General features: G+C 45.2%; 12 protein-coding genes. 7 read left to right on the top strand and 5 right to left on the bottom strand.

Translation table 11 applies throughout. The features are described 5' to 3' along the window. Positions 1-227 precede the first annotated feature (227 nt). The 3 genes from GXP65_RS05055 to GXP65_RS05065 all read left to right on the top strand — a co-directional run bounded on the left by GXP65_RS05055 (position 228) and on the right by GXP65_RS05065 (position 3,132). The gene (locus tag GXP65_RS05055) at positions 228-1,193 is read left to right on the top strand and encodes an OmpA family protein (RefSeq protein ID WP_005432472.1); all 966 of its coding nucleotides are present in this window, start codon (positions 228-230) and stop codon (positions 1,191-1,193) included. A 118-nt stretch (positions 1,194-1,311) separates the two neighbouring features. Next, the gene (locus GXP65_RS05060; RefSeq protein WP_011999192.1) at positions 1,312-2,181 is read left to right on the top strand and encodes a LysR substrate-binding domain-containing protein; all 870 of its coding nucleotides are present in this window, start codon (positions 1,312-1,314) and stop codon (positions 2,179-2,181) included. 165 nt (positions 2,182-2,346) lie between these two features. Beyond that, positions 2,347-3,132 carry a phosphotransferase gene (locus GXP65_RS05065; protein WP_122020881.1) on the top strand — a complete coding sequence of 262 codons (786 nt, stop codon included), beginning with the start codon at positions 2,347-2,349 and terminating at the stop codon, positions 3,130-3,132. On the opposite strand, the gene GXP65_RS05070 is transcribed toward GXP65_RS05065, so the two are convergent. Next, complete coding sequence (locus tag GXP65_RS05070) at positions 3,129-4,019, bottom strand: LysR family transcriptional regulator (RefSeq protein WP_162092208.1); 891 nt, start codon at positions 4,017-4,019, stop codon at positions 3,129-3,131. The genes GXP65_RS05065 and GXP65_RS05070 overlap by 4 nt on opposite strands. A 208-nt stretch (positions 4,020-4,227) precedes the next feature. Between GXP65_RS05070 and GXP65_RS05075 the strand changes: the two genes are divergently transcribed. Together GXP65_RS05075 and GXP65_RS05080 are read left to right on the top strand one after the other, a co-directional pair. After that, positions 4,228-4,464 carry a hypothetical protein gene (locus tag GXP65_RS05075; protein ID WP_005432461.1) on the top strand — a complete coding sequence of 79 codons (237 nt, stop codon included), beginning with the start codon at positions 4,228-4,230 and terminating at the stop codon, positions 4,462-4,464. Positions 4,465-4,678: 214 nt separating this feature from the next. Next, complete coding sequence (locus GXP65_RS05080) at positions 4,679-5,950, top strand: Nramp family divalent metal transporter (RefSeq protein ID WP_162092209.1); 1,272 nt, start codon at positions 4,679-4,681, stop codon at positions 5,948-5,950. Positions 5,951-6,034: 84 nt separating this feature from the next. On the opposite strand, the gene GXP65_RS05085 is transcribed toward GXP65_RS05080, so the two are convergent. Beyond that, complete coding sequence (locus GXP65_RS05085) at positions 6,035-7,510, bottom strand: MFS transporter (protein WP_162092210.1); 1,476 nt, start codon at positions 7,508-7,510, stop codon at positions 6,035-6,037. A gap of 374 nt (positions 7,511-7,884) precedes the next feature. Next, on the bottom strand, positions 7,885-9,255 hold the full coding sequence (locus GXP65_RS05090) for an L-serine ammonia-lyase (protein ID WP_162092211.1): 1,371 nt from the start codon (positions 9,253-9,255) through the stop codon (positions 7,885-7,887). Between the two features lie 144 nt (positions 9,256-9,399). On the opposite strand from GXP65_RS05090, the gene GXP65_RS05095 reads away from it, so the two are divergent. Continuing rightward, positions 9,400-10,236: a YdcF family protein gene (locus GXP65_RS05095; RefSeq protein WP_162092212.1), complete on the top strand. Its 837-nt coding sequence runs from the start codon at positions 9,400-9,402 to the stop codon at positions 10,234-10,236. A 15-nt stretch (positions 10,237-10,251) separates the two neighbouring features. Here GXP65_RS05095 and GXP65_RS05100 read toward each other — a convergent pair whose 3' ends face one another. Together GXP65_RS05100 and GXP65_RS05105 are read right to left on the bottom strand one after the other, a co-directional pair. Continuing rightward, positions 10,252-10,929, bottom strand: a complete 678-nt coding sequence (locus GXP65_RS05100; RefSeq protein ID WP_162092213.1) for a hypothetical protein — start codon at positions 10,927-10,929, stop codon at positions 10,252-10,254. A 262-nt stretch (positions 10,930-11,191) separates the two neighbouring features. Next, positions 11,192-11,452, bottom strand: a complete 261-nt coding sequence (locus GXP65_RS05105) for a DUF333 domain-containing protein (RefSeq protein WP_005535975.1) — start codon at positions 11,450-11,452, stop codon at positions 11,192-11,194. Positions 11,453-11,680: 228 nt separating this feature from the next. On the opposite strand from GXP65_RS05105, the gene GXP65_RS05110 reads away from it, so the two are divergent. After that, entirely contained in the window at positions 11,681-12,199 is a 519-nt protein-coding gene (locus tag GXP65_RS05110) for an NUDIX hydrolase (protein WP_162092214.1), read from the top strand. The last annotated feature ends 330 nt before the right edge of the window (positions 12,200-12,529 follow it).

The following is a 12,529-nucleotide window of genomic DNA, read 5'->3' on the forward strand; positions in this document are numbered from 1 at the left end:
TCATGCGCTGGTAAAGCAGTGTGCTCAAAATTTGGAAATCTTCGGATGAGCATCTTAATCAATGGTTTAATGGATAATCTCAAGTTAAGACATCGTTAAGGTGAATTAGTTCAGATTGTTGACGTAATTTGTAATCACTTGAAACAGTGTAGGTACTGACTGTCGTGATGACCGCTTTAAGGTGGTAAGAGAGTAGTCGGGTCACCTTCGCATTAAAGGTAAAAATAATGAAAAAAATCGCTCTTGCAGTGGCTACCGTTCTAGCTGGTGGCGTAATGTCGAATGTTGCTCTTGCTGACACTTACATCGGCGGTAAGCTAGGTTACAACGCTCTTAACGACGCATGTCACCTAGACGCGCCATGTGATGACGATAGCTTTGCTGCTGGCATGCACATCGGTTACAACTTCAACGAATACGTAGCTGCTGAATACGGCGTAGATTACCTAGGTAACTTCACTGCTAACTTCAACAAAGCTGGCCTAAACACAGTTGATGGTGACCTATGGGCACTAACTCTTGCTCCTAAGTTCAACCTACCACTAAATGATTCTTGGAACCTATTCGCTAAAGTAGGTGCTGCATACATGATGGCTGGTGACGAGAAAGATTTCGTACCAACTGGCTCTCTAGGTGCTGAATACCAAATCAACTACAACTGGAGCCTACGCGCTGAGTACCAACGTTACCAAGACATGTCTGATGACATCATCGACGACATGGATGCTGACTTCTTCGGTATCGGCTTCAACTACAAGTTCGGTTCTGAGCCAGTAGTTCAAGAAGAAGTAGTTGAAACTCGTCCAGCGACTCGCATCGTTGACCACGAGTACCCAGCTCAATCTACAACAGTACAATTCGGCCTAGAAAGCGCTGAACTACAAGACGCTTCTGCGTTCAACGGTACTGTTGAGCTAATGAACACTTACCCACAAGCTCAAGTTGAAATCAACGGCTACAGTGACACAACTGGTTCTGAAGCTTACAACCAACAGCTAACAGAGAAGCGTGCACAAGCAGTTGCTGAGCACTTCCAAGCTGAAGGTATCGCTGCAGACCGTATGACTGTTAAAGGTATGGGTGAAGCTAACCCAGTAGCTAGCAACGAAACTCGCGAAGGTCGTGAAGAGAACCGTCGTGTAGAAGTTGTTGTTCCAGCTTTCCAATACCAAACTGAAGAAGCTGCTCAATAATTCATTATTGAATCAGTGACTTTGAAAGCCAGCGTCTGACGCTGGCTTTTTTGTTTCCCTTCATTAATTTGTCACAGCTCCGTCATAGTATCTTCTACTAGTTTGTCTGGAGCCTGATATGCAAAACCTACCGCCATTAAATTCTCTGAAAGCGTTTGAAGCGACCGCTCGATTGCAAAGCTTCACCAAGGCGGCAGAGGAGCTCAATGTCACCCGTGCGGCGGTGAGTCAGCAAGTTAAATCCCTCGAAGCGTATTTGGATGCCACCTTATTTGAACGCAATGGCGCCCAGCTCAATCTGACTCAAGCAGCTCATGAATATTTACCTGTGGTAAGTCATGTTTTCCAAAGCTTGTCTGCGGCAACTCAGCACCTGTTCTCTAGGCAACAACAAGCACAACTGACGTTACATGTGGCACACAGCTTCTGTTCTCAATGGCTCATGCCGCGGTTGGCTGACTTTCACCGTCAACATCCTAAAATCAGCTTCAAAGTCTCTACTACGGCTAACGCGATGCCAAGTAACAGCGATATTGCGGATGTGGAGATCATCAATGGTTATGGAGAGTGGCAAAGTCAAAAAGCGATTCAACTGACGCGAGAAAACTGGATCGTTGTAGCAAGCCCAGGTTTTTTGCATCTCAATCCTGTCCGTGATTTGGCCGATTTGATTCGCTTACCAAAGCTCGCGACGGGTGGCTATCAGGAAACTTGGCAATGTTGGCTGGAACAGCAAGGATATCAAGGCACAAGCATAAAACTAACGGGGGAATTCGAGCACTCCTTGCTCGCCATTGAAGCGGCTGTGAATCAGCTTGGCGTGTTGTTGGTGCGTGATTTGCTCGTTGAAGACCACTTGCAGCAAGGCACATTAGTGAAAGTTGGTGAGTGGTCGATGCCAAGTCGAGGAGCTCATCACATGATCATTCGAGATGAAGAAAAGCCTCATGTGAAAGCTTTTGTTGATTGGATTATGCAAAGTTTATAAGCGTAATTTTAGGGCCCAATCACAAGACGAATAATGACTGCGATTAAGCTAACAATCTGAAACATTATCAGCCTTCATGAGTAGAATTCGAGTGCTAAGATGATCGAGTACGTTTCATGTCGTCATCACTCACAGAGCTCGCGCTCTGGCTATCAAGGAGAAGTAATGGAAGCGTTAGAAGGGGGCAGGGAGAATGCCATTTATCGCAAGGGGGATCGAGTCAGTCGGCCTGCCAGTCATTGGACAATGACAGTTCATCAATTACTCCAACATCTACATAGTCATGGCTTTACTGCATGCCCAAAGGCGATTGCAATTGAGGGTGGCAAAGAGCTACTGACGTTCGTGGAAGGAGAAACCTACAATTACCCGCTCGAAGGTGAAATTGCCTCACTGACCGCATTGAAATCTGCAGCAAAGTTGCTTCGTCGTTTTCATGATGCATCAGAAAGTTTCCTCAAGAAAAATACACAAGATGTGCATCATTGGATGCTACCCGCCCGCTCGCCGCAAGAGGTGATCTGTCATGGTGATTTCATGCCTTATAACGTGGCGTTAGAAGACGATGTTGTAGTGGGGGTATTTGATTTTGATACGGCGCACCCAGCCCCACGTATCTGGGATATTGCTTTTTCGGTTTACGGCTGGGCACCGTTCAAAACCGATGAAAATGACAAAATGGGTACACTGGAAGAGCAAATTCGTCGAGCGAAGATCTTTTGCGATGCCTATGGTTGCAGCCGATTAGAGCGTGAAGAATTAGTGGAAATGATGACATTACGTTTGACGGCTTTAGTTGATCACATGCGTGCAATGGCCGCCCACGGTGACGCCCAGTTCCAAGCTAATTTGGAAGAAGGTCATCACCGAGCGTATTTGCAGGATATTGAATACATCAACAAACACCAACAAGCCATCACACTTGGTGTGCTCGGTGAAATCAAGTTCTAACCGAGTTTAGAATGTTGCTTAATGATGGATTGAATCACGCTGAACAACCATTGGTTTTGCGGATCGTGCTGTTGTGAGCGACGGCAGCTCATCACAAAGCTAACCCCAAGTTCCAGCCCGTTTGGTAGTTCGATACTTCGACAACATTCGGGCTCATTCCCGCTCATGGTGATACCGAAGTGATCGGTTTTCATGATGATGTTGTGGATCATTGCTGGGTGTTCGATCTCGACTTTGGGCTTCACGTCAAAACCGATGTTCTTCAAACGATCCAATAATGGGTATTTGTGATCGTTCCAGCCGGGAGTTTTGAATAATATGAAGGTGTAATCTTCTAAGGATTGGAAATCTTGCGCAGGGTGATCTTTTCGAACAAAGAACACTGCTTTACCCTTGCCCAGCTCTTTTTGAGCAATGGACTGAGGGAGATCTTCATCGAAGTAGTGGATCGCGATTGCGTTTTCCCCATCGATTATACGGTTTCGTGCATCCGCTCCCCATCTTAAAAACGAGTAGTTCGCATTGGGAGCTTGCTCTAGCAGTTGCAAGTAAAGCTTATCCCCGTATCGATCCCAGAATAGTGTATTCGCGTAAATAGCAACGTCTCCGGTGAAGAGAGATGGAGAAAATTCTTGCGGTTTGATCGCGTCAACACTGGTTAATATCTGCTCGAAGTGCGGCATGTTGGCTTCAACAAAGGAGGTCGGCTCAAAACCATTTTTGGTTTGAATGAAGAGAGGATCGTCCAGTTGCGCTTTCATTTTGGTGAGATTTTTGCTGATGGCGCCAGATGTTTTTCCTAGGGATTCTGCCACCAAGCGCACGTTACGTAGCTCATACATACGCTTTAATACCAAGACGTTTTGCATATCCAGATTGATTGTCATTCTTCTACTCCAGCCAACGTTGCTACGGCATCATAACTCCGCCTCTCGTAATAAAAGACAGGGGATGGTCAATTCTAAGTTTATGGTAGAAAAGCGTTTTTTGACCTAGGGTTTCCATTTGGTAAATTCGGGTTTTCCTCGTGCTACTTAGCATGCGTTGCTAGAGTTTCTACATCGAAACGATGTACCACAGAAATCGAGGTGACGTATGAAAAAACTAATCGCACTAGGCTTAATGGTTTGTTCTGTAAATGTAGCATTCGCTGGTGATGGGTCATACACAGGTACAATTGATATGACAATGAGCCAAGCAAACCAAGTTGATGTGGAACGCGCGGATTCTAATCTAACGCTTAAAGGTCGAAATGATGCTACTTACGGTGGTGTTATGATTCAAACCGACGCTTCTAATCAACCGATTCAATTACGTGGCCGCCGCGACTGAGCGACAGCACACGAAATCATCCCCGCTCTCAATGCCGCGTTTATCGCGGCATTGTTGTTTCTATCGAATAGAGTTTTCCTTGATAGTTTTTGTTTATCGATAGCTCAAAATTAATTGCCGAAATCTTAATTACCACTTTTAGATATCTAGGTGATATTGATTCTCATTTGCTTGAGGGTATGATTCTTCTCATCGACAAGAGAGGAATACCACCATGAGTAATGCATCGATAAATCATGCATCCATACAGTTAGAGAACGCGGCTGTATCGAATGTTTCGGCGTTCAACAAGATTAAACGCAAATTAATGATGCTTGGTCCTGCATTTGTTGCGGCGATTGGCTACATCGATCCAGGCAACTTTGCGACGAATATTGAATCGGGATCTTCATTTGGCTACCAGCTACTTTGGGTAGTGTTATGGGCGAACCTAATGGCGATGTTGATTCAGTATTTATCCGCCAAGCTAGGTATTGTCACAGGCAAAAATCTCGCAGAGCATCTACGTGATCACCTACCAAATAAATGGGCGGTGGGCTTCTACTGGATCCAAGCTGAAATCATCGCGATAGCGACAGACCTTGCCGAGTTTATCGGTGCCGCAGTCGGCTTTCAGTTGGTGTTTGGAATTAGCTTATTGGAAGGTGCGATGATCACTGCGGTAGCAACCGTGATGATTTTGATGCTTAACCAGAAAGGTCAAAAACCGCTAGAGGTGGTGATTGGTTCACTTTTGATGCTGGTCGCGGTTATCTACATTGCTGAACTGTTTTTTGCGCACCCTGCGGGCGGTGAAATGGTGAAAGGTCTACTAACGCCAACCTTTACTGATTCGCAGCAAATCTACCTTGCTGCGGGTATTCTAGGCGCAACCGTGATGCCTCACGTGATTTATCTTCATTCTGCTTTGTTCAAAAACAGCTATGGCGAAAGCACCAAAACTCGCCTTCGTACCACTCGCTTTGATGTGCTGATTGCTATGGTGATTGCAGGCTTTGTGAATATCGCGATTGTGGCGATGGCTGCAGCCGTGTTCCATTACTCAGGCAACCAACATGTGGCGGAAATTGAAACTGCGCATATGACGCTAACGCCATTGGTAGGTAAAGCTGCTTCTGTGTTGTTTGGTGTTTCGTTGATTGCTTCAGGCTTGTCTTCTACCGTCGTTGGTACAATGGCAGGTCAGGTGGTGATGCAGGGCTTTGTACGCTTCTCTATCCCAATGTGGGTAAGACGCTTTATTACTATGGCACCTTCGTTTGTGGTGATTGGTTTGGGCATGAACACCACAGATATCTTGGTGATGAGCCAAGTGGTGTTGAGCTTCGGTATTGCGCTGGCGATTATCCCATTGCTTATCTTTACCAACAGTGAACGCTTGATGGGGGAGTTCAAAAACAACAAATGGGTGTCTTATGCAGGTGTGGTGATTGTTTCTTTGGTATTGGCATTAAACGCGTACTTAATGGTAACGCTTACAGCGTAGCAATGGCGCTTTGATAAGAAACTCTGTCGATAAAAAAACGGAAGCTACTGAGCTTCCGTTTTTATGTTTAGGTGAAATGGGTAATTAGTTTTGCTCAACCACTTCCAATTCAGTTTCACTTTGTTTTGCCGCTTCAAGCATCTTACGAATGATGAATGATGCGCCCAAGGCAATCGCAACCATCACAACCGCTAGGATAGTCAGCAGTTGGAAGTATTCGCCGTAAACGTGTTGTACGATCTCTTGGGTGATCTCTTGACCTTTTTCTAGTGCGATAGAAGTCGAGAACGCGGCACCAACGATACCACTTAGCGCGATAGCTACTGAGAACAAGCTTACAGAGAAGTTCTCAATGTGCTTAGGTGCAACCGATAGGATGAATGCTACGACCATTGAACCTACGATAACTTCTGCGATCGCTTGGAAGAAGTGAATCGCTAGGAAGATCTCAGGCATGATAATGACGTCTTCGCCAACGGTCGTTACCGCGAAGGTTAGGATGCCGAATGCGATAGCGGTTAGCACGAATGCCAATGCAATCTTAGTTGCTGTTGATAGGTGAATGTCGCGTTTTTCTAGCATGCCAAAGAAGCCAGCAACGATAGGGCCACCAACCATACACCATAGCGGGTTCATCGCCATTGCAGCTTCAGGCTCTAGTGGAATGAAGCCAAACAGAGAACCTTTTAGTGTGTTGATCGCTACCATGTTCATTGAAGTCATCATCTGACCGTAGTAAACGAAGAAACAAGTGGTTAGGAAGGTAACGATAAGGATGGTACCCATCTTCAATGATTCCGCTTTGCTTGCTTTCAACATCAAAGAAACAAAGTAAAGAATTGCTGCACCGCCAATGGCGTAAACGATGTTTTGACCGATATCCATGTTAGAGAACATGAAGAATACCAATGCGATCATCGCCACAGAAATAATCGCAAAGAAGATCCAGTTCTTCATGCTAACCGTTTTTTTGTCTAGCTCAGAAGCAACACCAACCAAGCCTTTACGGAACACAAGTAGCATAATCAATGCTGCGCCAGCCATAACTGCTGAAATAGTGAAACCACCATTAAAGCCGATGATCAGCACAATCATTGGGAACAGGTATTGACCTAAGAAGGCACCTACGTTGTTCACCGAGTAGTTGATCGGGTAGCCTTTCTCAAAGTCTTCTTGAGACTTGAAGGTACGTTTGTACAGGCTAGGGTAAGAAGGAGACATCAAACCACGACCATAACTTGCTAGTGCGATACCACACATAGAAAGCGGTACGTTGGTTGCCGAAGCCCCAAGAACAAGCAGTACGTAACCAGATGCGAATGCTAGGAAGGCAATCGATAGAGAACGGTAAGCACCTAAAAATTTATCAGCGATGAAACCGCCAGCAATCGCAAATAGGGGGCCAATCGCCGAAAAGGCACCCACGATCATCATGGTATCAGCTTCGTTGTAATTCAGATCCTCTAAGAAAAAACGCGTTAGACTGACCAACACGCCATAAAATGATAAGCCAAACATCATTTGGCAGAACATCATAGATTTATTTAGTTTATTCCACATAATTAAATACTCACTATTGCGAGAAAGGTAGTTATTATTTCTGTTAAATGTTACTTAAACGGTATGTTACATATTGAAACAATTGTCGCATAAAACGAATTTAATGCACCAAAATTTCTAATGCGAAACGTTTGCCTTACTAATGTGTTGTTCTAGATCAACTAGAAATTACGTGAATAAATGACCAAAAAGTAACAATTTATAAGATGATTGTTCTAAGGCGGTTTTTAAGGTTTTGAAATGTCGCTGAAATAATATGCAATAGAGAGTGGGGCAGGATATGATGTAATTTGGGCGAAAGAAAGAAGACGTTGGCGGAACTTTGTCCGCCAACAATGCGAATTATTAATTAGCAATGGCTTATGTAAAGTATGCTATTCGCATGGTGGTGCCATATGAATCACTGCCAGACCACCAAGTGATGTTTCACGGTATTTTTTATTCATGTCTTTACCAGTCTGGTACATGGTTTCGATAACTTTATCTAATGAAATAAGGCATTTGCTGGTGCGCTTCAGTGCCATGCGTGATGCGTTGATGGCCTTCATCGCTCCCATCGCATTTCGTTCGATACACGGAACTTGAACCAAACCGCCAATTGGGTCGCAGGTCATGCCTAGTGAGTGCTCCATGGCGATCTCTGCGGCAATACAGATTTGTTCATTACTGCCACCGCGCAGTGCGGTTAAGCCTGCCGCTGCCATCGAAGACGAAACACCGACTTCACCCTGGCAACCTACCTCAGCACCGGAAATAGAAGCGTTGGTTTTGTATAAAATACCAATCGCCCCCGCGACTGCTAAGAAGTCCTTCAACTGTTTGTTGTCCAGCTCTTTGATGAAGCGGTGGTAGTACATCAGTACCGCAGGGATAACGCCGGCCGCGCCGTTTGTTGGGGATGTAACCACTTGACCACCGGCGGCATTCTCTTCACTCACGGCGAAAGCAAATAGGTTAATCCAATCCATGATCTCCATTGGATCGTTTTCTACGGCCGCATTCGCTTCGAGCTTTTTAAGTAGGTTTGGTGCACGGCGTGTCACATTCAACCCGCCTTCAAGAATACCTTCGGTATCGAAGCCACGCTGCATACACAGCGACATCACTTTCCAGATCTGTTCGGCTTTTTGGTCGATCTCTTCCTGCTCACGAAACGCGCGTTCGTTTTGCAGGATCATTCCGCCCAAGCTCAAGCCGTTTTGTTCGGCTTTCTCTAGCATTTCATCGGCTGATTTGAACGGATAACACATTTGCACTTCCGCTTCGCTGCTGCCGTTTTCCAGTTCGGCAGCGGTTGCAATAAAGCCACCGCCAATGGAGTAGTAAGTCTCAAATGCGACTTGATCGCCAGCAGCATCAAAAGCCGTAATGGTCATGCCATTTTCATGTAATGGGAGGTTGTCGCTGTGGAAGACGATATCGTGATCATAACTAAACACGATCTCATGCACGCCAGCGACAGAGAGCGTGCCATGTTCAATGGTATGTTGCAGTGCACTCTTGGCACTGGTCATCTTGATGGTATCGGGTTTGTTGCCCATCAAGCCAAGTACGGTAGCACGGTCAGTGTGGTGACCTTTGCCTGTCAGCGATAAAGAACCATAAAGGTCAACTTGCACCTTGTGCACTTTCGCCATAGAGTCGCTAAGTAGTTGAGTGAAATGGTAACCTGCGAGCATTGGGCCATTGGTGTGGGAACTGGATGGACCGACACCGACTTTAAAAATATCGAAAATCGACAGCATAATTGACTTCCTTTCTCTACGGACCTTTATTCAGGTCTCTAGAATGACATTGTTAATTAGATGTTAATGCCTGAGAGGGTATTGGCAAAGCAAAATTTTGTATACAAATTGTTCTCTAAAGTATGAGTAATTGAGATCTCGGTAATGAAGTTAAACAAAGTAGTGATCATTCTGGGTAAACGCTTGGTACACGATAAGCTAAGCGCTGAGGGCTGCTCCCGTGTTGAAGCATTGTCTAATGTTTTAAACGAGCTGTGCTTTGATACTACGGCATTGGTGTTCTGTGGCGGGATAACTCAAAGTCAGACAGTATCTGAAGCGGATGCAATGTACGGTTACTTTCGTCATCTGATGGAGGTAAAAGGCGTCGACTTTCCAGAGCAGCAAGTGATCATCGAGAACCGTTCACTTAATACGGTGCAGAACATGCAGAATGCCGCCGCAGAACTATTACAGAGTGGCCTTTGTCAAACAGGCCAAACCATTGAAGTCACGCTGCTTTCCAATGACTACCACTTGGAACGGATTATTGAGATTCAAACGCTGATGGACGAACAAGGCCTATTGAGAGTGTTGAAATCGCGCTGCGAGGAAATGGGGGTTCACCTCAATATTCCCCTCAAAGTGTCTAAACACATTAGTGTGCCTTACCCTAATACAGGCGTGTTAGCTGAGGCGTTTCTGCTGTTTGATGAGCTTACGACCTACCGAGTGTATCTAGAAGGCGTAAAGCGTGACGTATTTAAGCGTGATTTGGCTGAGGTACGAGCAAAGCCATTAGCAATCGCTCGTCAAGCTCTAGAGAGGCTGCAAGTGTTGCAGTTAGGACAAGATGTTCAAAGGCAAATTGCAGATATGAAAAAGGCCATCGAAATGACAGCCTTTGATGATTCGGTTTGTGCCGCAGAGCAAGCGCTAGCGGTATTCCATCCGATTCTTACGTCGCTGAACCTGCGACTTGATCCTGAGGCAAATACCTAGGCCAACGAGCGTAACTTATTGACGTTTTAGCTCGCGGCGTGTGCGTACTGCACTGAGCGCGATTAAGCTGTAACAAAGTAGCTCAATACCTTCTTCTGAGATGTTTTTCACATCGCGTACGTAGTGCTCACCCATTACGTGCTGCCAGAAGCTGCCCATTCCGTATAGACGAGAGAACACCAACAATAAGATCACCGAGCCGATAAGCAGCTTCATGTATGGCGATTGTAAGATGATTGCCATTTCATTTACGGTACCTTTACCGCCTTGGTAAGCTTTCGCACAAGCCAGCGCTGTTATCGTAAGAGCAGGGAATACCCAAGAGCCGTGGTGAATCATGTCGAACCAGTAATCCATCTCACGGATCATCAATACAGCGAAGAAGCCTGAGATCAGAATGGCAGCATGGGATACATGGCTTTCTTGTCTAGAGACGCGGAAGAAAGACCAAGACGCAACGGCCAGCATGATCAATTGCAATGTTTCAGTGACGGACGTTTCACCCAAGGTTGAGCCTAGTAAAACGTAATCCACGCGGATACTTAAGTTCACTAGAATACTAATTGCAACGATGGTCAACGCACTCAACATCGATTTGTAGATGATGCGTTTTGACTCTTCAGTCACTTTTGAGTTTTCAGCAACAAGGTTGGATTGTGCCGATTCGGCTTGTTTGACAGTATCTGTTTTCATCCTGACCACCCGCTCCAATAAAAATGTGGAAAAAACGTGAAATTTCGTGATGTGCGCGAGGAATTTTATTGACCGGTTGGAAAGTAATGTCAGGGGAACGTCAGGAATAAAACGCCGTTCGATATCGTGTCGCTATGCGGTAAGGCCGATGGATAAAGGGGTAAGTATCAGAAAGTAGGGAAATTTACGGTAAACAAAAAGGAGCTTAAAGCTCCTTTATTGATAATAATGTAATCTTAGATTGCGCAAATGTTAACGGTGTTTACGATTCGCCATCTTCTTTATGATTGTTGCGGTAGTATTCCCATTGCTCAAAACGCTCGTTTTCAGACAATTGGCAGTACGTTACACGCTCGCCATTTTCTGTAACAGTATCTAGCTCGCCGCCTTGTTGCACGCAGTATACCGCTGCTGGGTTTGCTGCTGCCGTGTATTCATTTGAGCGAGTTGCACCTTCATAAGTTGAACAACCTGCCAACACCATCGCTGCTGCCACTGCCGTTACTAAAGTTGTCTTTTTCATTCTTGATCTCCGCATGGGATTAACGAGTAGTGTGTTGATTATAGGAGAGTTTCAGAAAAATATTGTCTTATGTTTGTTAAAAGCACGAAGCTTGTAAGGGAATTATGTGCAATCTTAGAATTCGCTCACTGTTCAGTGAAAGTTGTTTCAATAGACCTCAAATTGAAACTTGGGAATGCGCATGAATTTCGGTAGTATGCGCGCAAAACATTCACAGCGGAATCTGCGATGAGACATTTGAAAACCACTACGCACCCAGACATCGAGCATCTCGATGACAAAATCATCTTCCAACGCAATGCGGCGCGCGCCATTGTATTAGACGGTGAAGATGTCCTGCTTCTTTACACAGAGCGTTATCACGATTACACGCTGCCTGGCGGTGGCATCGATGACGGTGAGGATGTGATTGCAGGTTTGGTACGTGAGCTGGAAGAAGAAACCGGTGCGAAGAACATTCACAGCATCAAGCCTTTCGGTATCTTCGAAGAATTTCGTCCATGGTACAAAGACGATGCGGATGTGATGCACATGACGTCATACTGCTACACGTGCAAGATTGACCGTGAATTGGGTGAAACGTCTTATGAAGATTACGAAGTGAAAAATGGCATGCGCCCAGTTTGGATGAATGTACACGACGCGATCGCGCATAATGAAAAGACGATAGCAGAAAGCCCGAAGAAAGGCATGAGCATCGAACGTGAAACCTTCTTGCTCCAGTTGATCTCGAAAGAGCTTCTATAGTTCACACTTATTCGGCGACAGGTCTCTTCACTCTTCTCAAATTTCCGGTCTTCGTTTACGAAACGGCTTTCTAACGTTTCAATTTGTAAACATCAGCCAATAAAAAAGTCCGAGCTCCCCCCCCGGAACCCGGACTTATTCCAGACGCGCAAGCGAAGCGTCATCTCGATATTCTGTTTTTTTGTATCAATCTGTGAAAACAATAGCTGTTTTATATTTGTTGTGTAAATAATTAATAGGTCTAACTATTGGTTTTCACTTTGTTTGCACGCGTAATGTGATGGATATCTAGGCAATATACAAGTGCAAGTTGGTAAATTATCAGCAAAC

It is taken from the genome of Vibrio sp. LB10LO1 (genome assembly GCF_010092875.1).
Classification (GTDB): Bacteria; Pseudomonadota; Gammaproteobacteria; order Enterobacterales; family Vibrionaceae; genus Vibrio; species Vibrio campbellii.

What these genes read in the sequence shown, in the direction of transcription:
- GXP65_RS05055 (WP_005432472.1), top strand. Translation starts at nt 228, where the DNA reads ATGAAAAAAATCGCTCTTGCAGTGGCTACCGTTCTAGCTGGTGGCGTA.
- GXP65_RS05060 (WP_011999192.1), top strand. Translation starts at nt 1,312, where the DNA reads ATGCAAAACCTACCGCCATTAAATTCTCTGAAAGCGTTTGAAGCGACC.
- GXP65_RS05065 (WP_122020881.1), top strand. Translation starts at nt 2,347, where the DNA reads ATGGAAGCGTTAGAAGGGGGCAGGGAGAATGCCATTTATCGCAAGGGG.
- GXP65_RS05070 (WP_162092208.1), bottom strand. Translation starts at nt 4,019, where the DNA reads ATGACAATCAATCTGGATATGCAAAACGTCTTGGTATTAAAGCGTATG.
- GXP65_RS05075 (WP_005432461.1), top strand. Translation starts at nt 4,228, where the DNA reads ATGAAAAAACTAATCGCACTAGGCTTAATGGTTTGTTCTGTAAATGTA.
- GXP65_RS05080 (WP_162092209.1), top strand. Translation starts at nt 4,679, where the DNA reads ATGAGTAATGCATCGATAAATCATGCATCCATACAGTTAGAGAACGCG.
- GXP65_RS05085 (WP_162092210.1), bottom strand. Translation starts at nt 7,510, where the DNA reads ATGTGGAATAAACTAAATAAATCTATGATGTTCTGCCAAATGATGTTT.
- GXP65_RS05090 (WP_162092211.1), bottom strand. Translation starts at nt 9,255, where the DNA reads ATGCTGTCGATTTTCGATATTTTTAAAGTCGGTGTCGGTCCATCCAGT.
- GXP65_RS05095 (WP_162092212.1), top strand. Translation starts at nt 9,400, where the DNA reads ATGAAGTTAAACAAAGTAGTGATCATTCTGGGTAAACGCTTGGTACAC.
- GXP65_RS05100 (WP_162092213.1), bottom strand. Translation starts at nt 10,929, where the DNA reads ATGAAAACAGATACTGTCAAACAAGCCGAATCGGCACAATCCAACCTT.
- GXP65_RS05105 (WP_005535975.1), bottom strand. Translation starts at nt 11,452, where the DNA reads ATGAAAAAGACAACTTTAGTAACGGCAGTGGCAGCAGCGATGGTGTTG.
- GXP65_RS05110 (WP_162092214.1), top strand. Translation starts at nt 11,681, where the DNA reads ATGAGACATTTGAAAACCACTACGCACCCAGACATCGAGCATCTCGAT.